This window comes from Streptomyces sp. NBRC 110611 (genome assembly GCF_001590865.1).
Taxonomy (GTDB): domain Bacteria; phylum Actinomycetota; class Actinomycetes; order Streptomycetales; family Streptomycetaceae; genus Streptomyces.
Map to the genome: position 1 here is coordinate 263,079 of NZ_BBUY01000002.1, position 26,581 is coordinate 289,659.

At 70.2% G+C, this 26,581-nt stretch carries 24 protein-coding genes and 1 pseudogene; 11 read left to right on the forward strand and 14 right to left on the reverse strand.

All coding sequences use genetic code 11. The features are described from left to right. Positions 1–103: 103 nt before the first annotated feature. The 3 genes from AZE13_RS05690 to AZE13_RS05700 form a co-directional block, all read right to left on the reverse strand. Positions 104–1,570 (reverse strand): MFS transporter, encoded by a 1,467-nt coding sequence (locus tag AZE13_RS05690; RefSeq protein ID WP_079123734.1) that lies wholly within the window; start codon positions 1,568–1,570, stop codon positions 104–106. A gap of 147 nt (positions 1,571–1,717) precedes the next feature. Continuing rightward, complete coding sequence (locus AZE13_RS05695; protein WP_066927607.1) at positions 1,718–2,425, reverse strand: hypothetical protein; 708 nt, start codon at positions 2,423–2,425, stop codon at positions 1,718–1,720. A 358-nt stretch (positions 2,426–2,783) separates the two neighbouring features. Further along, on the reverse strand, positions 2,784–3,494 hold the full coding sequence (locus AZE13_RS05700; RefSeq protein ID WP_066927609.1) for a hypothetical protein: 711 nt from the start codon (positions 3,492–3,494) through the stop codon (positions 2,784–2,786). Here AZE13_RS05700 and AZE13_RS05705 point away from each other — a divergent pair. The 3 genes from AZE13_RS05705 to AZE13_RS05715 all read left to right on the forward strand — a co-directional run bounded on the left by AZE13_RS05705 (position 3,477) and on the right by AZE13_RS05715 (position 6,081). Continuing rightward, the gene (locus AZE13_RS05705; RefSeq protein WP_066927611.1) at positions 3,477–3,920 is read left to right on the forward strand and encodes a hypothetical protein; all 444 of its coding nucleotides are present in this window, start codon (positions 3,477–3,479) and stop codon (positions 3,918–3,920) included. The genes AZE13_RS05700 and AZE13_RS05705 overlap by 18 nt on opposite strands. A gap of 92 nt (positions 3,921–4,012) precedes the next feature. Next, positions 4,013–4,798 (forward strand): hypothetical protein, encoded by a 786-nt coding sequence (locus tag AZE13_RS05710; protein ID WP_066927613.1) that lies wholly within the window; start codon positions 4,013–4,015, stop codon positions 4,796–4,798. A gap of 68 nt (positions 4,799–4,866) precedes the next feature. After that, positions 4,867–6,081, forward strand: a complete 1,215-nt coding sequence (locus tag AZE13_RS05715; protein WP_147264608.1) for a hypothetical protein — start codon at positions 4,867–4,869, stop codon at positions 6,079–6,081. 30 nt (positions 6,082–6,111) lie between these two features. Here AZE13_RS05715 and AZE13_RS05720 read toward each other — a convergent pair whose 3' ends face one another. Genes AZE13_RS05720 through AZE13_RS37830 form a run of 3 tightly spaced genes read right to left on the reverse strand, consistent with a single transcriptional unit; the run spans position 6,112 to position 8,334 of the window. Next, positions 6,112–7,221, reverse strand: a complete 1,110-nt coding sequence (locus AZE13_RS05720; protein WP_066927617.1) for a caspase, EACC1-associated type — start codon at positions 7,219–7,221, stop codon at positions 6,112–6,114. Continuing rightward, positions 7,222–7,587 (reverse strand): effector-associated constant component EACC1, encoded by a 366-nt coding sequence (locus tag AZE13_RS05725; protein ID WP_258527603.1) that lies wholly within the window; start codon positions 7,585–7,587, stop codon positions 7,222–7,224. It abuts the gene before it with no gap. A gap of 6 nt (positions 7,588–7,593) precedes the next feature. Beyond that, positions 7,594–8,334, reverse strand: a complete 741-nt coding sequence (locus tag AZE13_RS37830; RefSeq protein ID WP_258527604.1) for a tetratricopeptide repeat protein — start codon at positions 8,332–8,334, stop codon at positions 7,594–7,596. On the opposite strand from AZE13_RS37830, the gene AZE13_RS37835 reads away from it, so the two are divergent. After that, positions 8,327–9,373: a hypothetical protein gene (locus AZE13_RS37835; RefSeq protein ID WP_258527605.1), complete on the forward strand. Its 1,047-nt coding sequence runs from the start codon at positions 8,327–8,329 to the stop codon at positions 9,371–9,373. The two genes, AZE13_RS37830 and AZE13_RS37835, sit on opposite strands and share 8 nt — an antisense overlap. On the opposite strand, the gene AZE13_RS05735 is transcribed toward AZE13_RS37835, so the two are convergent. Together AZE13_RS05735 and AZE13_RS05740 are read right to left on the reverse strand one after the other, a co-directional pair. Next, positions 9,280–10,446, reverse strand: coding sequence for a hypothetical protein (locus tag AZE13_RS05735; protein ID WP_258527606.1), 1,167 nt, complete (start codon positions 10,444–10,446; stop codon positions 9,280–9,282). The genes AZE13_RS37835 and AZE13_RS05735 overlap by 94 nt on opposite strands. 137 nt (positions 10,447–10,583) lie before the next feature. Further along, positions 10,584–10,937: a beta/gamma crystallin domain-containing protein gene (locus AZE13_RS05740; RefSeq protein WP_066927623.1), complete on the reverse strand. Its 354-nt coding sequence runs from the start codon at positions 10,935–10,937 to the stop codon at positions 10,584–10,586. 203 nt (positions 10,938–11,140) lie between these two features. Here AZE13_RS05740 and AZE13_RS05745 point away from each other — a divergent pair, with 203 nt between their 5' ends. Beyond that, positions 11,141–12,097 carry a GlxA family transcriptional regulator gene (locus tag AZE13_RS05745; protein WP_066927625.1) on the forward strand — a complete coding sequence of 319 codons (957 nt, stop codon included), beginning with the start codon at positions 11,141–11,143 and terminating at the stop codon, positions 12,095–12,097. Between the two features lie 115 nt (positions 12,098–12,212). Continuing rightward, the gene (gene gap / locus AZE13_RS05750; RefSeq protein ID WP_066927627.1) at positions 12,213–13,211 is read left to right on the forward strand and encodes a type I glyceraldehyde-3-phosphate dehydrogenase; all 999 of its coding nucleotides are present in this window, start codon (positions 12,213–12,215) and stop codon (positions 13,209–13,211) included. A gap of 76 nt (positions 13,212–13,287) precedes the next feature. On the opposite strand, the gene AZE13_RS05755 is transcribed toward gap, so the two are convergent. Beyond that, positions 13,288–14,505, reverse strand: a complete 1,218-nt coding sequence (locus AZE13_RS05755; RefSeq protein WP_066927629.1) for an MFS transporter — start codon at positions 14,503–14,505, stop codon at positions 13,288–13,290. Between the two features lie 54 nt (positions 14,506–14,559). Here AZE13_RS05755 and AZE13_RS05760 point away from each other — a divergent pair, with 54 nt between their 5' ends. Beyond that, entirely contained in the window at positions 14,560–15,315 is a 756-nt protein-coding gene (locus AZE13_RS05760; protein ID WP_066927631.1) for a helix-turn-helix transcriptional regulator, read from the forward strand. Positions 15,316–15,414: 99 nt separating this feature from the next. Here AZE13_RS05760 and AZE13_RS05765 read toward each other — a convergent pair whose 3' ends face one another. Beyond that, positions 15,415–16,248 carry a helix-turn-helix domain-containing protein gene (locus tag AZE13_RS05765; RefSeq protein WP_066927632.1) on the reverse strand — a complete coding sequence of 278 codons (834 nt, stop codon included), beginning with the start codon at positions 16,246–16,248 and terminating at the stop codon, positions 15,415–15,417. Between the two features lie 110 nt (positions 16,249–16,358). On the opposite strand from AZE13_RS05765, the gene AZE13_RS05770 reads away from it, so the two are divergent. Next, the gene (locus tag AZE13_RS05770; protein ID WP_258527607.1) at positions 16,359–16,826 is read left to right on the forward strand and encodes a hypothetical protein; all 468 of its coding nucleotides are present in this window, start codon (positions 16,359–16,361) and stop codon (positions 16,824–16,826) included. Positions 16,827–16,917: 91 nt separating this feature from the next. On the opposite strand, the gene denD is transcribed toward AZE13_RS05770, so the two are convergent. The 3 genes from denD to AZE13_RS05785 form a co-directional block, all read right to left on the reverse strand. Next, the gene (gene denD / locus AZE13_RS05775; protein WP_066927634.1) at positions 16,918–17,967 is read right to left on the reverse strand and encodes a D-erythronate dehydrogenase; all 1,050 of its coding nucleotides are present in this window, start codon (positions 17,965–17,967) and stop codon (positions 16,918–16,920) included. 195 nt (positions 17,968–18,162) lie between these two features. Next, positions 18,163–18,807 carry a LysE family translocator gene (locus AZE13_RS05780; RefSeq protein WP_066927636.1) on the reverse strand — a complete coding sequence of 215 codons (645 nt, stop codon included), beginning with the start codon at positions 18,805–18,807 and terminating at the stop codon, positions 18,163–18,165. Between the two features lie 144 nt (positions 18,808–18,951). Further along, positions 18,952–20,376 carry a DUF2079 domain-containing protein gene (locus AZE13_RS05785; RefSeq protein ID WP_066927638.1) on the reverse strand — a complete coding sequence of 475 codons (1,425 nt, stop codon included), beginning with the start codon at positions 20,374–20,376 and terminating at the stop codon, positions 18,952–18,954. Positions 20,377–20,494: 118 nt separating this feature from the next. On the opposite strand from AZE13_RS05785, the gene AZE13_RS05790 reads away from it, so the two are divergent. Beyond that, positions 20,495–21,172, forward strand: coding sequence for a response regulator transcription factor (locus AZE13_RS05790; RefSeq protein ID WP_066927640.1), 678 nt, complete (start codon positions 20,495–20,497; stop codon positions 21,170–21,172). After that, complete coding sequence (locus AZE13_RS05795; protein WP_079123737.1) at positions 21,162–22,691, forward strand: sensor histidine kinase; 1,530 nt, start codon at positions 21,162–21,164, stop codon at positions 22,689–22,691. The genes AZE13_RS05790 and AZE13_RS05795 overlap by 11 nt, the downstream gene beginning before the upstream one ends. Positions 22,692–22,861: 170 nt before the next feature. Here the strand turns inward: AZE13_RS05795 and AZE13_RS05800 are convergent, their stop codons facing one another. Beyond that, positions 22,862–24,361, reverse strand: a complete 1,500-nt coding sequence (locus AZE13_RS05800) for a peptide MFS transporter (protein ID WP_220127561.1) — start codon at positions 24,359–24,361, stop codon at positions 22,862–22,864. A 414-nt stretch (positions 24,362–24,775) separates the two neighbouring features. Between AZE13_RS05800 and AZE13_RS05805 the strand changes: the two are divergent. Beyond that, positions 24,776–26,352, forward strand: a pseudogene (locus AZE13_RS05805) (AMP-binding protein). Positions 26,353–26,581 lie beyond the last annotated feature (229 nt).

Below are 26,581 nucleotides of genomic sequence, written 5' to 3' on the forward strand. Positions count from 1 at the left end.
GCCGGCGAGATTCCGCTGCGCAACGCCCGCGCCGGCACCGACTACCACGCCACCGTCGGCGGACTGGCGCTCGGCGGAGACCGGACACCCCGGCTCAACATCCTCAGTTCTGCGGTGGGTTGCCGGCGCCGGCGGGGGCACGGCGGACCATTGCGGCCGCGGTGAGGGCGGCGGCGAGGTAGACGGCACCGGCGGTGCCGAAGGCCCACCCGTACCCGGCCAGTACGTCGGACTTCGTGGCCGCGACGGCCATCAGCGCGGCGAGGCCGACGGTGGGGCCGAGTTCCATCGCGGTGTTCATGACGCCGCCTGCCAGTCCGGCCTGGTGCGCGGGCACGTGCGTGGTGGTCAGGACGGCCGATCCGGAGAAGACCAGGGAGGTGCCGGCCGGCAGCAGGATCAGACCGGGCAGCAGGCCCAGCGCGTAGGACGTATCGGGGCCGATGCCGGCGAGCAGGGCGAGTCCGGCGGCGCCGGCGGCCAGGCCCACGGCGGTGACCCGGCCCGCCCCGAACCGGCCGACCAGCGGTGCCGCCGCGCGGTTCGTCACGATCAGCACGAGGGTGAACGGAAGGAACGCGCCCGCTGTCGCGAGCGGTGACCAGTCCTGCATCCGCTGGAGGTAGAGCGAGAGCAGCAGGTTCACCACAGCGATACCGGCCGCCGCGAGCAGGACCCCCGTCAGTCCCACGATGCGGTGCGGTATGCGGGTGAAGCCGGGCGGCAGCAGGGGGTGGCGGACGCGGCGCTCGACGACGAGGAACGCGGCGAGAAGCACGGCACCGGCGGCCAGCGGAACGAGCACGGTGGGCGAGGTCCAGGGGTGGTCCTCGCTGACGATCAGGCCGTAGCTGCCGAGGGAGATGCCGAGCGTGGCGAGTACGGCGCCGGCCGGATCGAGACCGGGACGGGCCCGGGACGCATCCGCGGTTCCCGCCGGCAGCAGCCGCCGGGCCACAGCCAGGGCCAGGACCGAGACGAGGACGGGCACGGCGAACATCCACCGCCACGAGACCCAGGTCACGACGCCCGAGGTGAGGGTGCCCACCGCCGAGCCGAGCACGGATACCCCGCCCCAGGTGGCCATCGCCCGGCCGTAGGCGGCCGGCGCGGGGAAGAGCACGCGCAGCACCGCCATGGCCGCCGGGGCGGTCAGTGCCGCTCCGATGCCCTGGGTGAAACGCAGTGCCACCAGTGCCTCGAAGGTGGGCGCGAACGCGGCGGCCGCGGAGGCGAGCCCGAAGAGCGCGAGCCCGGCCGCGAGCAGCCGCCGTCCGCCGTAGCGGTCCGCGAGCCGTCCGCCGAACAGCAGCAGTCCGCTGTAGGGCAGCCCGTACGCGGCCTGGACGAGCACCAGGTCCGACGGGCCGAGGCCGAGCTCGTGGGCGATGTCCGGCAGCGGGATCGAGATCAGGGTGATGGTGAAGATCAGCGTCGCCTGGACGACGGCGAGCACCGCGAACGCCAGGCCGGCACGGGGCCGCGCGCCGCGGTCCGCCCGCGCGCCCGCGCTGCTGTCGTGGGGCCGGGATATCTGCTCGGTGACGCTGTCTGCGGAGGGAGTGGGCATGGTGGGTGGTCTCCGTGGTTCCTTGTGGTGTGCGTCGGGTCGCTCATGGCGATCACCTGCGCCCACACACTGCGACCACCACCCAGCGGCGGCAACGTTTGTTGCCGTTCCCGGGAAACACGCAGGAGGCTCCGGCCGGTGTGCCGGTCAGGGGCTCTCGAACCAGTGGGGAGGGACGTCACAGATCAAGTACGGGATGCGGGCTTCGCACGCGTCGCAGGAGTGGGCGGTCCAGGAGTTCGTGGCGGCGCGTCCGTGCCACACCCGCATGTGTGCGGCGTCCTCCGCCTCGGGGCCGACGTAGACCATCTCGCTCATGCGCACATAGTCGACGGACTTCCAGTCCAGGTGCATTCCGCCGAGGCCGAGCAGGAGTTTGACGGCGGAGCACGGCCGGTGGACGCCCGCTATGCCCTCCCTCAGGTCCGTCTTCTCGCCGCGGACGGTCAGCCATCCCCTGTTGTTCGCCGGAACGGTCGGGTTCGCCTGCGTCCACCGCCCCGGGTGATAGGTGATCCCGTCGAGGTGCCTGGGCTTGATCCATGGCTCCGCGGTGCGTCCGCTGGAGGCGTAGAGGTAGTACTCGTGCCCGCCGATCCTCGCTTCGAGTACGCCCATCATGAAGACGGCCGCCGGATCACCGACCAGGCTCCGGTCCTGCATCAGGTTGTCTTTGATCCGGCCCACGACACCGCGCAGGTTCGCGCTGTCGGTCACTTCCGGAATGCCGTGGAGCAGCTTCCCCTGGTTCTTCTTGTTCCTGACGTAGCCACACCTCGGGCAGGTGTCCGTGGCGCGGCCGCCATGCCGAAGATTGACCTCTGTATCCGGCTTGCGGGGTGTGCTCTTCGGCATGCTCGGCCTTCCGTCAACGCTCCATGGAGCGGGGAAATTAGCACGTGGTGGCGCTGCCGCCGGTCCACCCCAGGGCGCAGCAACCAGAATTGGACGCCGTCCGGTGACACCCCGTCGTGAGGCTGTCCCCCCGCCGAAGCCGTCATCCGGCCCGCTTTCGGCCCTCCCGAGCCGAACTCCCCCCGAATCATGAGGGATTCTTCGGGAACAAGCACGGTGTAACACCCTACGCGCTGACAAAACAGCCAACAGCTGGATTCTGCCCCGGAAACCAACGAAAGCGCCGCGTCCCCTCCCCCACCACCTGGCCTGATCACCGTCGTCGCCCGTCCCACCGCTGTTAGCGTGCGCCGGAATCTCACGTCCACATACTCACGCCGGCCCGTGCCCGGCGCGGCCCATCGGCCAGGAGGGAATGCGTGGTGGCGGTGACCGCGATAACCGTCGGCGAACTCAAGGACTGGTTGAAAACCCTTTCACCTCCGACTCCGGAATTGCAGTTACCCGACGGTCTCCCCGACAGCCTCGGTGACGAGGGCACCCTCAAGAACGCGGTGAACCCCGCCGCCCTTTCCGACTGGTTCACCATGGGGACCACCCTCACCGGAATGGTTCCGGACCCGGACCACCTCTGCGTCACCGGAATCATCGCCACGGAAACTCCGAACCTCTCCCTCTGCTTCTTCAGCGACGAAGAAGGCGACCCGGACGACGCCACCGTCACCGGCGTCCAGTTCGGTCTGTCGCTGAAGAGCCACCCCGTGATGTCCGCCTTCAGCGCCCTCGGCTGCAGGACCTCATCCTCGGCTACGCGATTCACCTCCTGGACGGCGCCGCCGTCCGCGAACTCTCCGCGCAGGCGAAGCTCGCCATCGACGGCGGAGATCCGCTCGTCATCACCTGCGCCCTCGACTTCGAAGCCGGACAGACCGGCTACGAGTTCGTCCTGGAGCCCGAGGACGGAACGGAATGGCAGGTCGCCGAGGCGCTCTTCGGGCTCTTCGGTGTGGCCCCGCCGCCCGTCCTGAAGGACATCGCCCTCAAGCGCCTCGTGCTCGCCTACGACCACGGCCAGGGCGCCACCGGATTCCGCGTCGAGGCGGACGTCGACTTCCCGTTGGGCGGCCTCGACGCCGGCCTCGACGTCAAGGTGTCCCTGTCCAAGTCCGGGGAGAGCCAGACGTACGACCAGGAGTACGAGGCACGTCTGGTCCTCGGTGTTCCCCGGCAGGGGGGCGGGGACGACACCGTCCGTACCCTGACGTTCGACATCAAGGACGTCCAGCACGCCGAGTTCAGCGCGGTCTGCGAGGACTCCAAGGGCGTGTCGTTCGCGGACCTCGCCGGGCTGCTGGGCGTGACGGATCCGCCGGCGTTCCTGGCCGGTCCGGCCGTCTCCGGCCTCACGGTCGGGTACGCGTCCGCCCGCAAGTCCATCGTGCTCGCCGCGAGGGAGAAGGGCGGCGGCTCGCTGGTGGTCTCGCCCGCGAGCTGACCGCCAAGGGACCGGACGCCTTCGCCGACCTCCTGGCCACCGTCGACACCACGCTCGCCGGCATCGACCGGGGCAACCCGTACGGCGACGAGGTGCTCGGCGCACTGCTCGGCCGCCCGCTCGCACTGGTCCGCGCCCGGCTCGGCTTCGAGCTGGACGGCCTTCCGGTCGCCGACGGGGGCTGGCAGTACGCGCTGGACTGGCAGACGCAGCAGGCGTGGGCCACGCGTCAGGGCGGGACGGCGCCGGCCGAGATGGCCCACCTCGACTACCGGTGGCCCGTCCGGCTCGGCAACGCCGGGCAGCAGGGCGACGGCCTGATCGGCTACTTCTCCGAGGCCGACTACGGGACGTTCCACGCAGTGGACACGCCGCGCGAGCACCTGCGCACGGACTACGTGGCCAAGATCTCCGACGCCAACTGGCCCAGGCTCCGGGCGGACTCGACGGGCCGGACGCACCTCACACTGCTGCTCGACCCGCTGGCCACCGTCCACGCGACGACGGAGATCCTTCCCGTGACGGAGCTTCAGCTCCCGTCGCGCTTCACCCGGACCGCCATGGCCGCGATGCGGGTGGCGCTGCGGCTCAGCCCGGTGCTGACCACGACACGGAAGGTCCCGGCCAAGGACGTGGGCCCGGGCGGCGCGCCGTCCGGCTTCGTCGACGCCCTCGCCATGCCACACCCCACGTCCCCGCAGGGCACCTGGGACTGGGCCGAGCTGGTCGTCCCGGACGCACCCGCCGGCGCCGACCCCGCACCGCGGTGGCACCACGAGGCGGTCGTGCAGATCGACCAGACGGCCCGGCTGGACGAGAACGGCCCGACCGTACGCACCGGTTTCCTGCGCCTGTCCGGCGGCTTCACCACCAAGTGACCGCGCAGTACCCGCACCCGATAGTGACCGCGCAGCACCCGCACCCGAACCTGAAAGAAGCCGACTCCATGAGCGAGCCGGACGCCCCTCTGCTGGACTACGCCCTCATCAGCGAACCGTTCCCGCTGTACGCGACGACCGGTACCGACGACCCTGCCACGGCCCTGCACCTCGTGGTCTCGAACGGCGGCGGCGAGACCGTGTACTGCCGGGAGATCGTCTTCTCCCTGCCCGAGGGCGATCTCGCCCAGAGCCTGGTCGCGGCCGACGCGGGTGACGGTCAGGCCCCGGACTGGACGGTGGCGCGCATCCAGCCGGGCACCCAGACCATCCTGCCGCCGGGTGACTACGCCCACTTCCTGGCCAAGCCGAACCAGGCCGACTCGCCCGTCGACGTCTCCGGCATCGTCATCACCCTGGAGAACCTGAAGATCAGTCCCCTTCCCGGCACGGCCCGCATCGAGATCCACGAGGTCGCCACCACGAACCCGGACCGGTGGCCCGACAGCCCCGCCTTCACCGGACTGGCGCTCACGAAGTTCCCGGCACCGAAGATCCCGGCCATGGCTGTCTCCGACTTCACGGCGGACGAAATGGAGGTGACGGCCGGCAGCGCGGTCCGCCTCACGTGGAACGGCCCGTCGACGCTCGACTACACGGTCTCGTACGGCGGCAGCGCGCACCCGGTCGGCAAGCAGCACGACTACCGCACGACAGTCGACCGCGACACGACCTTCCAGCTCTCGTACGTCACCGGCGGGACCACGCACTACCTGACGACCACGGTCACGGTGACGAACCCGAAGCTGACGGGGCTGGAGGTGGACGGTGAGGTCATGGTCACCGGTACCACCGCAGTCCAGGGGCTGACGGTGGGTGGGGACCTCACGGCGGAGCAGGCGCTGACGGTGGGCGGCGGCCTCGCCGTCACGCGGGCGCTGACGGTGGCCGGCGCCACCAGCCTCCAAGAGCTCACCGTGGACAAGGACCTCGACGCGAAGCAGCGGCTCACCGTCGAGGGGTTCCTCCAGGCGAACCGCGACATCACCGTCTCCTACGGTGGCACGACCAAGTTCACGACGTCCGGCCTGACGGGCATCAGAACACCGGACATCTCCGTCAACGGCAAGAACTTCGTGTATGACGGGACGTCGATCCACCTGGAGAACGGCTACCTCACCGGGGGATACCTGTGGGCACACAACGGCAAGGGCGATGAAGCCGAAGTGCATGACGGCGGGACGAACAACGGCCGGTCCTACTGGACGGTCCACATCACCTGACGGCTGCGCGGAAGCACCACCGGCCGGCTCTCACTTCCGCCTCCGCAGCAGCCTCTCCAGGTCCTCCGCCGCCTCCGGCACCCCGACAGCTGCGGCCTTCCTGAGCCAGTTCTCGGCCTCGGCAAGGTCCGCGGTGCGCCATGAGCCGACCCCCAGCTCATGCATGGCGACGGGGTCCCCGGACAGGGCGGCCCTACGACGCCACATTCCTGCCGGTACATGTTTTCCGTCCCGTTCCAGCAGGCGGCCCAGCTCCCTCATGGCGTCGGACCGCCCGGCGCCGGCCGCCTCCTGGTACCAGCGCAGCGCGCCCGCGCTGTCACCGAGCCGCTCCAGCCGCGTGGCCTCCCTGACCATCGCGGCCGGATCGGAGATGCCCTCGTGCGCCCGGTTCCTGGCCAGTGCGAGACGGCCGACCGTGTGGGTGTTGCGCAGTTCGGGGCGCGGATGCCCCTTGCTGGGCAGAACCCTGGCGAGGTGTTCATGGATGGTCTGCAGGGTGAGGAACGTCGCGGCATCGCCGCTGCCGTGCCGCAGGAGATCGAGCAGTTCGCCGGTGTAGGCCGTGTGGCGTGCGCCAACTGGCGCACTGGACGGGCGATTCGCCGGCGAGGACGCCAGCGTGCAGGTGCCGGCCACGTCCAGTTGGCCGGCCACCACCGAGGCGGTGGTGGACATCGCGCCGATGGCCAGTCCGGAGAAGCAGCAGTCCAGAATGAGAACCCGGCTGTCCGCCCGGGCGTTCGCCAGCGTACGGCGCACCAGAGCGAACGGTATTCCCGTCCACGCCACCAGCTCCGGTTCGCTGGAGGTTCCGGGCAGGGACAGATACAGCTCACCGTCCGGGCCGATGAGGCCGTGACCGGCGAAGTAGACGAGCAAGAGGTCCTCGGCCTCCTCGGCGGCGGCGACCAGGCGGGCCCCGATGGACGTCAGGTCGGCGAGGCCGGCGGTGGGCGCCGCCGCGCGCCGTCTTGTGCAGTGCGCGTCCGGGAGGGCTGTCCCCCACGGGCTGGTGAGCACCTCGGCCAGGTCGTCGACGTTGTGCGTCACGGCGGGCAGGTCGGGCAGGCCGGGATCGGTGAACGTGTCGAAACCCAGCAGCACCGCCCGCGACCGCAGCGGGTCGGGCAGGCGCATTCACCGCTCCAGGACGCGTCGGAGTACGGCTTCCACGTCCTCCTCCGGGGCATTGCGCAAGGAAACCTTGACGCTCCGGCCGTCGGGGCCGGTCACCTCGATGTCCGCCGACGGACGGCGATGCCTGATCCACACGGACAGCGAGGCGGCCAGCATGGTGCCGGCTCCCTGCGCGCCGAGGGCCACGATCACGACCTCGGTGATCCCGCCCATCTGGTCCGGGCGCACCTCTGGCCGGCCGACGGCCGTCCGCCCGCGGAACTCGCCCTCACGCGAGAGCCATTCGGTCAGCCCCGTCAGCTCCGCCGGGGCCGTCTCGCCGGTCAGCCGGATGTACGCCTGCATCGTTCCCCCCGCTGCGGACATGGGAGTTCAGAACCTCGGCCCAAACTCCGCTTCCAGTATCGCCTTCATGTCGGTCAGAGCGTTGGGCACTCCGGCGTCGACCGCCCGCCGGCACCACTGTTCCCCAGCGGCCACATCCCCCCGCATGGCCAGGATGATCCCGAGCACCGCCATGCAGCTGCCGTTGCCTGCCGCAGAACCTCTGCGGAACCACATCTCGGCGTCCTCCGCCCGGCCACGGTTCATCCGCAGGTGAGCCACCTGGTACATGGCGAACTCGTTCCCCGCCTGGGCCGCCTGCTCGTACCACCGATCGGCTTCGTCCAGATCGCCCTGCTGCTCCGACAGCACCCCTGCTCGGAACATGGCCACGTCGCTTCCGGCAGCGGCGGCCTTGCGGTACCAGTCCAGCGCATCGGTCCGGGCACCGCGCTTCTCCAGGAGGTACGCGAGCCGGAGCATCGAGTTGTCGATCCTCGCCTCGGCGGCCTCCCGGTACCACTCCTCCGCCTCCGCCAACTCCCCGCGCTGCTCCAGGAGGGAGCCCAGGAAGTCCATCGCCGTCGGTACCCCGGCCTCGGCCGCCTGCCGGAACCACGGCTCCGCCTCGGCCGGACGCCGCTGCTCCGCGAGCAGCAGCGCCAGGAGCAGTGCCGAGCGCAGATGGCCGGCCTCGGCCCCTCGCCGGTGCCACTCCTCGGCTTCGGCGAGCCGTCCCTGCTCCTCGCACAGCCCCCCCGAGTTCCTGCATCGCGGGGACGTGCCCATTGTCGGCAGCCCATCGGAACAGCTCCTCGGCCTCGGCCGGCTCGCCACGCTCCCGCAGCAGGGAGGCGAGCATGGTCAGCAGACCGACCATCAGCGCGCACCCCTGCTTCTCGGGCACGTTGTCGTCCGTCTCCGTCAGCAGCCTGGCGGCCTTCCGCAGCTGCCGCTCCGCCTCGGCCGAGTCACCGTACTGGTCCGCGAGGCGCGCGAGATCCCTCATCGCCTCGCACCGCACCAGAACCTGGCCCGCGACCGTACAGTCCGCCGCTCTGCGCAGCCACTCCCGCGCTTCGTCCAGGCGTCCGCCCTGCTCCAGCAGGAGCCCGCCGCGCCGCATCGAGAAGGCGTTACCGTGATCCGCCCCCTTGCGGTACCACTCGTGGGCGCCCGCGAGATCGCCACGCTCCTCCAGGACGTACCCCACCACGCCCATCGCGTGCGCGTACCCCGCATCGGCGGCCTGCCGGCTCCAACGCTCGGCCTCGGCGGACTCCCCGCGCTCCTGCAGCACCGCTCCGAAGCGGAACATCCCCTCGGCATGCCCGGCCTCGGCAGCCCGCCGATACCACCGCTCGGCCTCGGAGCGCTCCTCCCGCTGCTGGAACAGCCACCCCAGCTGGATCATCGCGTCCAGATCGCCGCCCTCGGCAGCTGCACGGTACTGCCGTTCCGCCTGCTGCTCCGACTGCTCGTCCCTGTGCTCGTCCATCCGTCCCCCGTTCATCCGTCCCCGGTTCGTGACGACGCCGCGGAGACGTCCCTCGTCGAGGTCGTGCAGCATGCGCTCCTTCGCAGAACCATGCCGATGCGCCCGGCTTCACCCGCATTGACGGCTACCCACTGCTCGGCCCGCCGCGCACCGACGAGTCCTGACCGTTCCGTACGGCGTCCGGCCACGGCTCCCCCTGCGGCCCAGGCGACTGCAATGGTCTTGACGACAGCACGTCACGAGTACGACCGCAAGAGGCCGGAAAGCCCCCCGACGACTTTCGGCCACGCGCCCGCGGTGGCGCAGATGGCGCGGGTCCGCGCCGAGTAGGAGCGGGCTGCGGTGATGAGGCCGATGCCCAGGCCGCCGAACGCCATTCCGCCGAAGGCGGCAAGCCAGAGTGTGCCCGAACGAGTACCGCCCAGTTCCGGGTCGGGTTCCGGGGCCGGCACGACGCCGAGGGCGGCGAGCGAGGCGTAGACCAGGAGGAAGACTCCGTACGCCGAGAGGCCGATGCTGGTCAGCCAGGCCGGGACGAGGGGCAGCAACCGTGGCACCCGGCGCCCCGAGAGGAACAGGGTCCAGCGGGGGAACACCTGCCCCCACGGGTACATCAGCCCCGCCAGGAGGAAGAATCCGAGCCCCGCAGCCAGCACGGTCACGTCGATGCCCACTGAGGCGAGCGCCTTGGACAGCTCGGAGCCGCCGGAGTTCGACTTCTGCCATTTCTCGGCTGTGATGCCGAGCGCGTCACCGCCGAGCGTCCAGATGGTCTTGACGCCGGCCCACGGGAGTACCCCGCACACCAGAAGGTAGGCCATCCTCCTGGTGCGGCGGGAGGCGGTCGAGGCGCCGGGATGGACGAGCGGGGCATCGTGGCCACCGGTGTGCCGGAAGCCGCAGCGGGGGCAGGCGCCGGTCAGCCGTCGGCGGTACGACAGCCCGACGAGGACAAGACAGGAGGTGAGGACCGTGCTCAGCAGAGCATGCGCCAGGCCGGTGGCGCTCTCCAGCCCCGAACCGGACGCCAAGGGGACGACGTGGATGGGCAGTACGGTCATCCCCAGTGCGAAGACCGGGGTGGTCAGGATGAGCGCGGTCCCCACTGCCATGCGGCCGGACCGGCCGAGCCGTCGGCGGGTCGCCCAGCAGGCAGCCGCAGCGACGACGGCCAGAGAGGCCAGGATCAGTTGGGCAGGGGCCGCATACGGGGCGGGCAGGGGGAAGGGAAGGGAGGTTCCCTTCCCTTCCCGGGAGGCCTCGACGGCGGCATACACCGCGCACCAGGCCATGGCGGCGGCAGGCGCCCACTCCGGCCACCGACGGAACCACCGGGTCCACCGGGTCCACCGGGCTGTCGGGGCAGAAGCCATGGCCGGGCGTCGCCCGTTGAGCGCTGTCATGAACTCAGCGTCTTCGCTGCCCGGGGCGATGCCATCGCCCCAGAGACCGACCCACCTCCCCCGAGGGGGTGAGCACCTGCCGGCTGGAGGCCACACCTGGAAGGCATGGCCACCCCGGACACCGGCCCGTTACCTCGTCAGAGGATTTCGATGGCGTTGACCTTCGGAGGGCGGTTCGGGAACGTGATTTCGTGCCACCGCTCGATCTTCACCGAATCGCCGTTGGCGTCGTAGTAGATGAGGTCGTTGTTCCCGGTGGAGATCTTGTCGACCCACCATCCGCCGAAGTCGGTCCTCCCGGCGTTCGCATAGCAGTCCACGCTCTGCGTTCCGCCGCTGTGCGACCAGATCTTCAGGAAGTTCTCCCCGCCGCGGCATTCGACGTGGTCGATGGCGAAGGCGTTGCCGGTCGGCACGGTCAGGGTGAGCGTGGCGGCTGCGGCGAACGCCACAGCCACGGAACGCGCGGCTTTGTTCGTTTTCGAGATCACAAGTCCCCCTCGATTCGCACGTTGAACCTCTCGACTCGCGGCCAAGCGGTCATGAGTAGCTAACCCTGAACGGGTAAACGTCTGATAAACGGGGAATTCAAACGAGTTCGGCCACCTTGCCTGGAATCACACGAGACCTACGCGTTCCTCATGCATCCCCACGGTGAGCCTGTCGACGTCACGCCGGCGCGTACCCTCTTCCTGTGTCAGCCTCCCGCCCGCATCGCGTCGCCGTCCTCGTACTCGAGGGTGCGAAGCCGCTCGATGTCGGAATACCCGCGCAGGTTTTCACGACCCGCGCGAGCATGCCGTACGAGGTGCGGGTGTGCGGGGCGACACCCGGTCCCGTCAGCGGCGGCGACGGCCTCGCGTACTACGTCGGCCACGGCCTCGACGCGCTCGGGTGGGCCGACATCGTCTTCGTCCCCGGCTACCGGTTCCCGGACCGCGACGACCCGCCGCAGGCCGTCGTCGACGCACTGATCGCAGCCCACGACCGGGGCGCGCGGCTCGCCGCCATCTCGACGGGCGCCTTCGCGCTCGCCGCCACGGGCCTGCTCGACGGCCGACGCGCCACCACGCACTGGCACTACACGCGGGCACTCGTCGCCAGGCACCCGCTCGTCCAGGTCGACGAGAACGTGCTGTTCGTCGACGAGGGCAGCGTACTCACCTCGGCCGGCGCCGCCTCCGGGATCGACCTGTGCCTCCACATCCTGCGCGGCGACCTCGGAGTGGCCGCGTCCAACCACGCGGCCCGGCGTCTGGTTGCGGCCCCCTACCGCAGCGGCGGCCAGGCCCAGTACGTGCCGCGCAGTGTCCCCGAGCCGCTCGGCGAGCGGTTCGCCGCCACCCGCGAATGGGCCCTGCACCGGCTCGGCGAGCCGCTCACCCTCGACCTGCTGGCGGGGCAGGCGGGGGTCTCGCCACGCACGTTCTCCCGGCGCTTCGTCGAGGAGACCGGCTGCACACCGATGCAGTGGGTGATGCGCGCCCGCATCGACCTGGCCCGTGAACTGCTCGAGCGCTCACAGCGCAGCGTCGAACAGATCGCCGCCGACGTCGGTCTCGGCACCGGCGCGAACCTGCGCCTGCACTTCCAGCGCATCCTCGGCACCACACCGAGCGACTACCGGCGCACCTTCACCCGGGGCGAGTGACCCGGTAGCCCTGCCCGGCACCGCGTGGCGGGATCCTTGTGAACCGTGGCGATAGCGCCACTGTCAGCGGCGCCGGCCGCGGGCGAACCTGGTGGCGAAGGGAAGGGACACACTCATGACTCGCATCGCCATCAACGGATTCGGCCGCATCGGACGCAATGTGCTGCGCGCACTGCTGGAGCGCGACGGCGCCCTTGAGATCGTCGCCGTCAACGACCTGACGGAGCCCGCCACGCTCGCCCGGCTGCTCGCCTACGACAGCACGGCCGGCCGGCTGGGGCGCCCGGTGACCGTCGACGGGGACGCCCTCGTCGTCGACGGCCGCCGGATCACGGTGCTGGCCGAGCGCGAACCGGCGCGGCTGCCGTGGGCCGCACTCGGCGTCGACATCGTCCTGGAGGCCACCGGCCGCTTCACCTCGGCGAAGGCCGCCCGCGCCCACCTCGACGCGGGCGCGAAGAAGGTACTCGTCAGCGCGCCGTCGGACGGCGCCGACGTCACGCTCGCGTTCGGGGTCAACACCGACGCCTACGACCCGGCCGTGCACACGATCGTCTCGAACGCCTCCTGCACCACCAACGCGCTCGCGCCGCTGGCCGCGGTCCTCGACGAACTCGCCGGTATCGACCACGGGTTCATGACGACGGTGCACGCCTACACACAGGAGCAGAACCTGCAGGACGGTCCGCATCGCGATGCCCGTCGCGCCCGCGCCGCCGGCGTCAACATCGTGCCGACCACGACCGGCGCCGCCAAGGCAATCGGCCTGGTGCTGCCGAACCTCGACGGCAAACTGTCGGGGGACTCGATCCGGGTACCGGTGCCGGTGGGCTCGATCGTCGAACTCAACACCACCGTCGCCCGCGACGTAACGCGCGACGACGTGCTGGCGGCGTACCGCGCCGCAGCGGAGGGACCGCTCGCCGGCGTCCTCGAGTACTCGGACGACCCGCTCGTGTCCTCCGACATCACGGGCAACCCCGCCTCTGCCGTCTTCGACTCGGCCCTCACCCGCGTCGACGGCCGCCACGTCAAGGTGGTCGCGTGGTACGACAACGAGTGCGGCTTCTCGCACCGCGTGATCGACACCCTCGAACTCCTCGCCGCCCACTGACCGGACACCGGGGCGGCACCCCGCCTCCGGCGGCCGAGTGCTGGGGCAGCCGGTCTCACCGACAGCGGCAATTCGGTCAGCGGTGGCCGGGCTGCTGGGCGGGGGCGGCTGTGGCGTCCGTGTCGTCTGCGTTCGGATGCGGCTCGGCCGCGAGGTGCGGTGCGGTGGGTTCGGGGAGCGTGCGGAACAGCAGCCAGCACAGGGCCGGCATCAGGACGAGAGGCGCGAGGGCGGTCCGCAGGGAGGTGGCGTCGGCGAGGCTACCGATGGCGGGGCTGGCCAGGCCGCCGATGCTGACGGCCAGGCCGAGGGTGATCCCGCCGGCGGTGCCGACCCGCGAGGGCAGGTAGTCCTGGCCGAGCGTGACCTGCAACGAGAAGGGGACGTACAGTCCGGCCGAGGTCAGTGCCACGAACACGTACAGGGCCGGGCCCGGCACGAACACCACGCCCGCGACCGCGCCGATCGTGAACAGGTACGAGCAGCGGGCGACCGTGACCCGGCCCCAGCGGCCCGCCAGCGCGCCGCCCAGCACGGAGCCCACCGCGCCGCCGAGATAGAGCACGAAGAGCGCCACGGTGCCCGCCGCGGTGCCGCCGCCCATGTTCTGCTGGGCGTAGAGCGAGAGGAACGTACTCAGTCCCACGAAGACGATCGACCGGCACGCCACGGCCAGCGACAGCTTCACGAACGACGCCTTGTCGTCCCTTCCGGCGGGCGCCGCCGCGGCGGTCCCGGAGGCGTGCCGCCGCCCCAGCGCGTGCAGCACCGGCAGGCACAGCACACTGCCCGCGAGCGCCGGCAGCACCAGCAGCGGCGTCAGCCGCAGCCCGCCGGTCGCCACCACCGCGCCGACCATGAGCGGGGCCAGCGCGAAGCCGAGGCTGCCACCTGTGGAGAACCAGCCCATGGCGCTGTGGCTGCCCGCACTGGCGATCCGGGCGACCCGTGCGGACTCGGGGTGATAGGCGGCCACACCGATCCCGGAGACCGCGACGAACAGCACGGTGAGCCCATAGGAGCCGCTCACCCCGCTCAGGGCGATGCCCGCACCGCCGAGCAGTGTGCTGACCGGTAACAGCCACGGCATCGCCCAGCGGTCGGTCAGGGCACCGAACACCGGCTGCACCACCGACGACAGCAAGGAGGCGGCCAGCACCATGCCGGAGACCGTGGCGTAGCTGTAGGCGCGCTCGGCGACGAAGAACGGGATCAGGGACGCCACCGCGCCCTGGTAGACGTCGACGCAGGCGTGCCCGACGGACAAGAGGGAGATCGAGGTTTTCCTTCGCATCCCGTCATGGTCCGGGCCCGCCGCCGCGTCGTGCTTCCGATAAGCTGCCGAACAATGACGAAGATCCGCCATACGGCGGTCGCCCCGACACGCACCCAGCGGCTGGCGTCCGGCGGCGCGGTCGACGCCCACCGGCACGACGACCACCAGATCGTCTACGCCGGCCGGGGCGTACTGACCGTCACGACCAGCGCGGGTTCCTGGATCGCCCCGGGCGCCCGCGCCATCTGGGTGCCGGCCGGCACCGTCCATGCCCACCAGGCCCACGGGGAACTCGACCTGCATCTGGTGGGGCTGCCCGCGACCGACAACCCGCTCGGCCTGGAGGCCCCGACCGTGCTCGCCGTCGGCCCGCTGCTGCGCGAACTGATCGTCGCCTACACCCGCGCCCCCGGCGACGACAGCCCGGAACGCTCACGGTTGCGCGCGGTGCTGCTCGACCAGTTGCGGGTCTCCCCCCAGCAGCCGCTGCACCTGCCCATGCCGGCTTCGTCCCCGTTGCGCGCGCTGTGCGAAATCCTGCAAGCCGATCCGGCCGACGGTCGCACCCTCGCCGAGCTGGGCCGCCAGGTCGGTGCGAGCGACCGCACCCTGTCCCGGCTGTTCCGCAGCGACCTCGGCATGACCTTCCCCCAGTGGCGCACCCAACTGCGGCTCCAGTACGCACTGGTCCTGCTGGCCGAGGAGGAATCGGTGACCGCGGTGGCGCACCGGTGCGGGTGGTCGTCGGCCAGCGCGTTCATCGACGTCTTCCGGCGCACCTTCGGCCACACACCCGGTTCCCACCCCGCAGGCCGACCGGCGGGGTGACCGACGCGCGGATCGACCGGGCGGCTCCAACTGGGGTGGTGGGCCGTCGGGTTGAGTCGCCGCCCTCGACGGCGGGACATCGGTCGGACCGTGGTCCGGCTACTCGGATCCGGAGTGCTCGGATTCGGGCTGCTCGGATTCGGGCTGCTTCCGCAAGAGAGCCTCCGTCTGCTCGTCCATCGGGAAGAACATCTCCACCGCGAGCTCGGAGAGGGTCACATCCGCCGGGGCACCGAAGGTTGCGATCACGCTGAAGAGGGACATGTCCCCGTAGGGGGTGCGGATCCGCAAAGGTACGACGATGCCCGTGGGGTCCACGGGACCCGGCTCAGGGTCGAGGCCGGGCGGGGGCGGGTAGGCGGATACCTCCTCGTACAACTCCCGAAGCTCGCGATGGCCCGTGGTGTTCACCTGGTGGAGGAGGCGGCCGAGGGCATGCGAGCGGACCTCGGCGAAGTTCAGGCACCGGGACGCCAGGCCGTCCGGATGGAGGATCAGCCGCATCACGTTCGCGCCCGGGTCCGTCAGATGCGGCGGCACGGTGTTGAGCAGGACGGACATAGCGCTGTTGTAATCGACGATGTCCCAGAGCCGGTCGATCACAGCGGCGGGATAGGGGGCGTGGCCGGCCAGCATGGACTTCAGCGCCGCGCCGGCCATCGCCATCCGGTCGCTGCCCAGGGGGCTCTCCCGGTAGGCGGGTGCGTAACCGGCCGCCAGCAGCAGGCCGTTGCGGTCACGCAGCGGGACGTCGAGGTGTTCGGCGAGCCGGAGTACCATCGCCCGGCTGGGCCGGGCGCGGCCCGTCTCCACGCAGGAGAGATGCCGGGTCGAGGTGTCCGCCTTCAGCGCGAGATCGAGCTGGCTGAGCTTTCTGCGCTGCCGCCAGTCACGCAGTAGCACGCCCACGCCGGGCAGGTCGTCCGTCTCCATGGCTCCACCGTAGTCCTCACCGGTACGCAGGCCATGACCTGAGAGGTCATGGAGTCCGCGAACCAGGGCGTGTCACGGTGGGATCACCGACCGAGGCGAAGGAGACCTTGATGGCTGACGTCCTGCCCACGACCGGCACGACCGGCACAACCGGCACGACCGACGCGACCGACCTGGCCGCTCCCCCGCGGGACCCGGCCCGACTGCTGCGCCTGGTGCTGCGCGTCGACAGTGTGAGTACTGCCGTGATGGCCGTGGTGCTGATCGCAGCCGCCGGACCGCTCGGGTCCGCCACCGGGATGCCGGTGGCGTTCGCGGTCGGATCCGGGATCTACCAGCTCGGCGGGGCGGCCGCGCTCGCCCTGATCGCGGGCTATCCGGTGATCCCGCCGGCTCTGGCCCGGGCCGTGATCGCGCTGAACGCGGCCTCCGCCGTCGCCTGTGTCGTGGTGGCCTTCGGCGACGTGATGCCGCTGACCGGATTCGGCGTCGCCTTCCTGCTGATCGGTGCGTTGGTCGTGACGGTGTACGCGGCACTCGAGTACGCCGCTCTGCGGCGGATCACCGCGGCGGCTTGACGCCCCGTCGGAGGCGCTGGAACCGCGGCGGCTTGACGCGCCGTCGGAGGTGCCGGGCACCGCGACAGCGAGATCGCCGCCACGTGACCGCTCACCGGACGCCGGGTGGCGTCCTCGGCGAGCCGGTCGAGGCCCCGGCGGTCTCCCCGGCGGTCCGATCCGCGAGGTACTCCCGTACGACTGACAGGAAGTCCGGGTCGGGTTCCAGCCCGAGTGCGGCGGCACGCGTATTGTCGAAGACGGCGGGCCACGAGCCGACGATGGCCTCGACGGCAGGATCGGGTGCCAGGGTCACGAGGTCGGCGGCGCTGTCGCCGGCCACCTGTCGTAGCGTGGCGAGCATCTCGGCCACCGAGACCGTGAGCGCGGGAAGGTTGACCGGCAACTGGCCCTGGAGCCGCCCGGGTCCGGCGCCACGCTCGGCCTCCGCGACGCGGAGGATTCCCTGGATCGTACGTCGCGGCGATGTCAGGGCCACGTGCAAGTCGGTACGGACCGGGCAGGTCGCCGGGAGTCCCGCGAGCGGTTCGCGCAGGATGCCGGAGAGGAAACCGGAAGCGGCCGCGTTCGGCTTGCCCGGCCGCACCGACACGGTCATCAGCCGGGCGACGCGTCCGTCGATGAAGCCGCGGCGCGTGCAGTCCGCGATCAGGTGCTCGCAGAGGAGCTTCTGCATCCCGTAACTCGACTGCGGCATGGGCGGAGTCGACTCGCTGACCACCGGCGGCAGGGGCAGCGCCGGGTCGGAACCGTAGACGGCCAGGCTGCTGGAGAACACCACCCGCGGCACCGGCCCTCCGGTGGCCGGCTGTGCTCGGGCGGCGTCGAGCAGAGCGCGGGTCGTGTCCACGTTCTCGCGCATGCCCAGGCCGAAGTCGGCCTCGCACTCGGCCGACACCGCGGCGGCGAGATGGAACAGTACGTCGACCGGCTTCGCGAACACCTCGTCGGCGCGGTCGATCAGATCGCCGTGCACGACATCCACGAGCGGGTCCGTTGCCGCCGTCGCCCCGGGCGGCACGGCACGATCGGCGAGTACCAACCGTTCGATCGGCGCGCCACGGAACGTCCGCAGCCGAAGCAATGCCTCGGTGAGCCGGCACCCCAGGAAGCCGAACGCACCCGTGATGGCGATCCTCATGGTCTTCTCCTCAAAGCCCGGCTCCTCAAAGCCCGGCGCGGTCCGCCGTCACCCGCACACGATCCCGCCCTCCACCAGCGGCCCGCAGCCCGACAGCGGCCACGAACTACCCGCGCCCGCACACCCGCCAAACACCCACTCCCGGCCAACCCGCCTCAGTCTTCAGTCTTCGGGGGCGCTTCCGCCGGACCGGCCCTAGTCGGCACGGCCCGTCGCCGCCACCGTCACGCCCAGGCCGATCATGGCGAAGCCGCCCGCACCGCCGACCATCGACAGGCGGCGGTCCGACCGGGCGAACCAGGAACGGGCCGCCGAGGCTCCCAGGCCCCAGAGGGTGTCCGTCATCATGCCGATGGCGACCGGGACCAGGCCCAACACCATCATCTGGACGGGGACATGGCCCGCCGAGTGATCCACGAACTGCGGTAGCACCGCCGCGAAGAAGACGATGCCCTTGGGGTTGGTGACTCCCACGAGAATGCCGTCCAGGATCGTGCGCAGATCGCCCCGCCGCTCACCCGCCGGGGCCTCCATGCTCGCCGCGCGCAACTCCTTGCGGTGCCGGAACGCCTGCACGCCGAGGTGGACGAGGTACGCCGCCCCGGCCAGCTTCACGGCCATGAACACCGTCGCCGATCTCTCCACCAGCCCGCCGAGGCCCCACGCCACAGCGAGCACCAGGAGGTACGAACCGACCAGGTTGCCCAGGACCGTCGAGAGCGCCGTGCGACGTCCGTGTGCGAGCGCTCTGCCGATCACGAACAGCACGCTCGGTCCCGGAATCACGATCACCAGTAGCGACATCGCCGCGAACGCGAGAATGCTCTCTGTGGACACCATGATGCGTCCGTCACCTCCTGAGTTGCCTTCCAAGGGGTATGCAAACAGGCGGCGGACCGTCCGCTCTAGTGTGAGCGTCGTCACCGATTCTCGTGTGTGCTTCTCGTGCGTGCTCCTCGTGCGTGCTTCTCGTGTGATGTGCCGTCAGCGGTCGGCGAGCCGGTAGAGCTGGATGCCGGATCGCTCGATGACCAGTCGGTAGCCACGTGAGGGGATCTCCGGCAGTCGGGGCAGCTCCTCCGCGAAGCCGGGCATGCCGCCACGGGCGGGGTCGCTGATCAGCAGCCACTCCGGTGCGGTACCGCTGTCCAGGACCTGCGGGAAGCGGTAGACGCGGGCCCGGGAGGTGAGCTGCGGGGCGAGGTAGTTGACGGCTCCGATCTCGGCACCGTCGGGTACGGCAGCCATGACCTCGCGGGCAGCGCCGGACCAGGGGCTGGGCCGCCACGCGGGGCCGGCCAGATCCCGCAGCGGCAGGAACGGAAGCGCCAGCACGCTCCCCGCGACGCTGGCGGCCACAGCCCGGGTGACCAGCCTGGGCCGGCGGTTCAGCCTGCCCAGGGCGTCGGCGAAGGCGAGGAAGACGATGGGCATCAGGACGGCGCTGTAGTGGTAGTCCAACCCCCAGTACGCCGGATTCGTCGACCAGAAGCGCCAGGCGACGGTGGGCAGCGCGAGGAGGACCAGCGGTGAGCGCAGCGCCAGGAACACGGTCGGGGCGAGCAGCACGATCAGCGTGCCGAGTTTCTGCGGTGGCAGGAGCAGCCGGGTGAGCGGATTGCCGGCGGCCTCGGTGGCGGTGTGGAGGTAGGCGTACTGGCCGTCGGGGTTGAAGGCCGGGATGACGACCAGCACGATCAGCAGGCCGGACAGCACGCCGTACGCCACCACGGCCGTGCCCACTCGGCGCCGGCCGCACAGCAGGATGTACAGGCCGATCGCGGTGACTGTCAGCGGTAGGTCTTCCTTGACCAGGACCAGTGGCAGTGCCCAGAGTGCGGCGGCGCGCCTGTGGCGCACGGCCAGGCGTTCCAGGCAGAAGGCGAGCAGCGGGACCGCGAAGGCTATCTCGTGGAAGTCGAAGGCGATGGCTTTCTGCAGGCCCCAGGACAGGCCGTAGGCGATGCCGATCGCGGTGCCGAGCCGTGGGGTGGTGGTGCGGATCGCCAGGCGGGTGACCGGGATCACGGACAGCGCGATCAACGCGGCCTGGGCGGTGAGCAGGGTCAGCGGGGTCGGGAAGAGCCGGTAGAGCGGAGCGAGGGTGGCCAGGATCGGGTGGAAGTGGTCACCGAGGAGGTGGTAGCCGGCGCCCTTGAGCTCGGAGACGGGGGCGCGCAGCTGTGCGTAGGCGCGTATGGCCTGCTCGAAGATGCCCAGGTCGTAGCCGGTGGAACGGAGCTGGAGGTGCTTGGTGACCGACAGGGCGGCGTAGACCGCGAAGAACAGTACGGCCAGCAGGCGTGGGCGGCTTGCGCGTCGCTGCTGGACGTCACCGCCGCGGGGCGGCATCAGCACCGCGAACGGGCGGGGGCGGGGGCGAGAGCGGGACGGGGCGAGGGAGGACACCGGCACTCCTGGCAGACGCGGACAGGGGGTCCACCGTCGGTCAGCCGGTATGAAGCAGCGATGAAGCCAGATGAAGCGATCTTCATGTGGCGGTGCGGGCGCGTGGCAGGATTGCCGGATGCGTGTACTGGTGGTGGAGGACGAGGAGCGGCTCGCTTCCGTGCTCCGTCGCGGCCTGGAGTCCGAGGGCTACGCGGTCGACGTGTGCCATGACGGCCGGCACGGCCTCTGGATGGCGCGCCGGCAGCCCTACCAGGCGATCGTCCTGGACATCATGCTCCCCGGCCTGGACGGCTACCGGGTCTGCGACCAGCTGCGGCGCGAGGACATCCGCACCCCGATCCTGATGCTCACCGCCAAGAACGGTGAGTACGACGAGGCGGAAGCCCTGGACACCGGCGCCGACGACTACCTGACCAAACCGTTCTCCTACGTGGTGCTCCTGGCCCGGCTACGGGCCCTGATCCGCCGCGGCGGCCCGCTGCGCCGGCCGGCCGTGCAGATCGGCGACCTGCACCTCGACCCGGCCACCCGCCGATGCCATCGCGGCGGGACCGAGATCGAACTCACGGCCAAGGAATTCGCCGTCCTCGCCTACCTCGGGCTCCGGGCCGGTGACGTAGTGAGCCGCGCCGACCTGCTGGAACAGGTCTGGGACGCCCATCACCAGGCCGCCAGCAACATCATCGACGTCCACATCAGGGCCCTGCGCCGGAAGATCGACATTCCCTTCGGCCGCTCCACCATTCACACCGTGCGCGGCGTCGGCTACCGGCTGGTCGACGATGACCGGTAAGCGCTTGCCGATCCGCCTCCGCGCCGCCCTGGCCGCAGCCCTCGCCGCTGCCGTGGCCTTCACCGCCGGTGCGTGGTGGCTCCGCCATGAGGTCTATACCTCGGCAATGGACGACACGCTCAACCGGGCCAGGGCCAGCCTGGGCGTCATCGAGCAGCGCTACAACCGCGGCGCCGAGAGCAGCCACTCACTCATCCAGAGCCCCGAAACATGGGTGATCGTCGATCCTGCGGGCCGGTTCGTCGAGGGCGATCCCGACCTGGAGCCTTTTGTACCCGATCCACTGGGCGTGCACCCTGATCTGCCAGGACCGACCGTCTCCATCGAGCGGGACCTCCGGCTGGGCACCGTCGCCGGCGACGCTCAGCCCGGCAGCAAGCACCTCGCGGGCCGCGACATCAGGGTGGTGTCCTCGGCCTTCCAAGGCCGGGGCCTGCTCGACGGCAGGGCGAGCGCGCCCGTCGAGAACCTCACCCTGCACATCCTGGTCACCCCCCGGGACGCCGAAGAGGCCGTCGCCGCCGTCGACCACGTGCTGTACGCCGGCCTGCCCGCAGCAGTCCTCCTGGTCGCCCTGATCGTGTGGACCACCACCTCACGGGCCCTGCGCCCCGTGGAGGACATCCAACAGCGCCTGCGCACCATCACCAGCCGGGACCTGAGTCAGCGCGTCCCCGTCCCACCCCGCCACGACGAGATCGCCCGCCTGGCCGCCACCACCAACGACACCCTCGACCGGCTGGAACAAGCCGCCGAGCAGCAGCGGCGTTTCACCGCCGATGCCTCCCACGAACTGCGCACCCCTCTCGCCGCGCTGCGCGCAGACCTGGAAGTGGCCCTGCACTACCCCGACCACACCAACTGGCCGGACGTCATCCGCGGCACCCTCGGCGACGCCGAACGCCTGGAGCGACTCACCGAAGACCTGCTCCTGCTCGCCGACCTCGACAACGGCACACCGTCGGCCGCCCGCCCCGTCGAACTGGGCGCCCTGACCCGGAAAGCCGCCGCACAGGCACGTCGGCACGCCCCCGCCGCGGTCCGGATCGACTGCCCCGCCGACGACAACCTCAACGTCAACATCACTGTCCATGGCGATGCCCGACAGCTGGAACGGCTTCTCCGCAACCTTCTCGACAACGCCGTGCGCCATGCTCGCAGCCGGGTCGTGGTCACCGTCTCCGCGCACGATGCCACCGCCCTGATCGAAGTGTGTGATGACGGCACCGGCATTCCGGCCGAGCACCGCGAAAAGATCTTTGAGCGGTTCACCCGCCTCGATGTCTCCCGTAACCGCAGCAGCGGCGGTACCGGCCTCGGCCTGGCCATCGCCCGGGAGATCGCCCACTACCACCGCGGCACCCTCAACCTCGGCGACGCCACGCCCGCACCCACTACCGGAGCCCACTTCGTCGCCGAACTTCCCCTCCCCCTCCCACGCAGCACCTCGCCTTCGTCGGCGTCGGCATCACCGCAGCCCTCATCCGCTACCGCCGACTCGGACTGTGACATGGCGTGAGACCTCCGCCATGACCATGCACCTCATCTCCGTCATCGGCAGGACACAGAGCGAGGCGCGGCCATCTCGGTACCCTCATGGCGAAGGTCGCCCCCTTCTACCAGGGGCGACCTTCGCCATGTGCCGTTTATCGATGGCCCCGGCGCTGACTTCCGGCCGGGAAACGGAGCTCACTCATGAGCGGCGTGGCCCATGTTGCGCTGAACTCTGGGTGCATAGAACCACAGACCCACGCCGACGAGCGCCACCAGGGCGCCGGTGACCCCGAAGTACAGACCGGAGCTGTCCGAGCTGTAGAACTTCGATACCTGGGCGATGAGACCCTGCGCGGCCGAGTCGGAGGCGTAGTTCAGGCCGACTACCTGGGATGCATAGGCCGCGGGGGCGAGTTGTGTCGTGACGGACAGGCTGACCGGGTTGACGAACAGTTCACCGATCGCGATGAGGGCCAGACTGACCAGCGGCCAGGCCGGATTGACCAGTTGGCTCGCCCCGCCCATCATCCACGGGAGGAAGAGCACGGCAAATCCTATGCCGGTGAGAACAAGACCGATGGCGAATTTCTGGGGGGTGGTCGGCTGTCGACGCGCTTTCGTCCACAGCGCCGCCAGCACAGGCGCCAGTGCCAGCATGACCACGGGGTTGACCGTCTGGATGAGGGTGGGGTCGATGTGGAATCCCCAGGCGCCCAGATCGGTCTGCTGATCCGCATAGCGGGCCATGACGCTGAACTGCTGTTCCTCGACGAACCAGAAGATCACCATGGCGATGAAGAGGGGTATGAAGGCCAGCACGCGACTGCGTTCCTTCACGGTGACCTTCCGGCTCCGCAGCATGATGATGAAGTACACGACGGGTACGGCTATCGCGAGCACACTCACGCAGTTCACCACTCCATCGGCACTGAAGTGGCCGGTCGCGATGAGCACACCGATCAGGGCGGCCAGCGCTACGGCGCCTCCGAGGAGCGATGAGAAAACCCGCTTACGGTGATGCGGTTCGAGGGGGTTGGGAACCCGCTTTCCGGAAGCACCCAGGGTGTGGCGGCCGCGCACCAGATATTGCGCGAGACCGATAGCCATGCCGACTGCCGCGGCACCGAATCCCCAGTGGAAGTGATTACCCTGCGGGTTCGACTGATCGGGGCTCGTGAGGAGGTCGCCGATGATGACCGGGGCGAGGAACGAACCGATTTGCACACCCATGACGAAAAGAGTGAAGCCCGCATCGCGGCGGTCGTCACCTTCCTTATACAGGTCGCCGACGTTCTTGGTAATGTTCGGCTTGAGTAATCCTGTACCCAGTACGAGCAGAATCATGGAGATGTACAGGGAGGATTGCCCGCCATTGGGGATGGCAAGTGCCACATGCGCACACATAATGAGCACGCATCCCCAGGTGATGGACCGGCGGGCACCGATGAGCCGGTCCGCCACCCAGCCGCCGGCGATTCCGGACATGTAGAGTGCGGCGCCATATATCGACACCAGGCTGGTAGCTGTCCCTTTATCGATACCCAGCCCGCCGCGGGATACCTGGTAGTACATGTAGTACAGCAGGATCGCTTTCATTCCGTAGTAGGAAAAGCGTTCCCACATCTCTGTGAGGAAGAGGGTGGACAGTCCCCACGGGTGCCCGAAGAATGACTTTCCGGTGGGTGTAGCGGTCACGGTGGACTCTACGGGGGGTCTCAACGACATGAGGCCTACCTTTCAGGCTGCGTGAAAGGGGCCAGCTTCGCGCACCGAGGCTGGTCCTGTACACCCACTCGGAAGTGGGGTTTGCCACCCTCAACTCCCCTCGACTCCCCCTCAACTCCCCCTCGACTGGCCGGTGTCGGACGTCGCACGCCGGCCCGGCTCCCCGGCGGCCCGTCCACGCCGCACCCATTACGCTTCGCATTCACATCCATACACAGCGGACGGGTGCACCAAGTGAACCGCGATAGCACGCCCGAACTGCGGCAGCACGCCGCCGCCCCCAGTCCTCACCCGCTGTTCATCAACGCTTCGCCTGCCCGGACCTACCGGAAGGTAGCGTTCCCGTTCAGTAGTAATCGCCTACACAGTAGGGAGAGATACTCCATGCACCCCAATTTCCCTGCGTCTCCGGCGACTTCCCCTTCAGGGACCACTTCAGGCACCACCTTCCGCTGCTACGTCGAGGCCATTGCCGACGCCCTGTCCAGCCACCCCTCCCAACCAGTGATCACCGCCGCCGACGGCCGGAAGGTGACCTCGGCCGAACTCCGCGACGCCGTATACCGCTTCGCCCGGGAGCTGGCCACCCGGGGCATCGGGCGCGGCAGCACCGTCGCGCTGTTCTCCGGTAACCGCCCCGAGGTGCTGGCCACCCGCTACGCCGCCAACCTCCTGGGTGCCAGGGTGGTCTCCCTCTACCAGGGCATGGCTCCCGACGCCCTGGCCAAGATCGCCCGCAGCGTCGACACCGATCTGCTGGTCGTCGAGCCGGGCCGGCAGGAGGCCGCCGAGCGGCTTGTGCACCTGGCCCGCCCGCCGCGGGTGTACGCCTTCGGGCCGAGCCCGCTGGGCGAGGACCTGCTCGCGCGCGCCGCGCGGCACCCGGCCGACCCCGTGCCCGCCGCCGCCCGCCCCGAGGACGACTGGTGCATCCGCCATACCGGAGGGACCACCGGCGTCCCCAAGGGCGTACGGATGCCGCACGGTCCGTACCAGGACATGCTCGCCTTCGGCTCCGTCGGCGCCGGCGCGCCGCCCCGCTTCCTGGCCTGCACTCCGCTCGCCCACGTCGCGGGCAACATCGCTGACGCCACCCTGCTGGCAGGCGGAACGGTCGTGCTGCACAGCGAATTCGACCCGCGCGACGTCCTCACGGCCGTGGAGCGGGAGCGGATCACTCACCTGTGGCTGCTGCCACCGCTGATCTACCGGCTCCTCGACCACCCCGCCCTGGCCGCCACCGACCTGAGCAGCATCAGCCGCATCAGCTACGGCGGCTGCGCCGCCTCCGCGTCCCGACTGCGCCGGGCCCATGAGGTGTTCGGGGCGGTCCTGTACGGCGGATATGGGCAGTCCGAAGCGGGCGCCGTCACCGTCATAGAGCCGGAGGAACACCAGGACCTGCCCGAGGACGGGCAGGCCACGGTCGGACGGGCGATCCCCGGCGTCGACATCGCCATCCACGACGCCCAGGACGGCAGCCCCCTGCCCACCGGCCAGGTCGGAGAGGTACGAGTACGCTCCGGACAAGCCATGACCGGATACTGGCGGCGCCCCGACCTCACGGCGCAGGTCCTGCGCGACGGCTGGGTTCACACCGGTGACCTGGGCTACCTCGACGAGGACGGCTACCTCTACATCGTCGACCGCCTCAAGGACATGATCGTCGTGGTCGGCGGACACGTCTACACCCACGAGCTGGAGGACCTGCTGCTCACCCACCCGGCGATCGCCCACTGCGCGGTCTTCGGCGTACGGGGCGCGGACGCCACCGAGGAAGTGCACATCGCGGTCGTCCCGGCAGCCGGGCACCACCCCGAGCCCGGCACACTCGGGAACTTCGTCACCGAGCGGAAGGGTGCGCTGAGCGCCCCGGCCGCTGTGCACATCGTCCCGGACATCCCGCTCACCCCGTCGGCAAGCCCGACAAGAAGCGGCTGCGGGCCGTGCTCGGCCGCTAGGGCCAGAATCCCGTCCGCTGACTCCACTGGCTCATGCCTGGTACCGGGCACGGGCCAGTGGGGTCAGCGGACGACCTTCACGCCGAAGTGGTTGCCGAGGCCGAGGGTGAGGCCGATGGCGGCGTGCATGTGGGCGTACATCTCCATGCCGCGGGCGGCGACGAGGTCGCCGAGGTCGAGGATGTCGGTCCAGCCGTAAGAGTTCAGCAGCTCGGTGACGGTCTTCTTC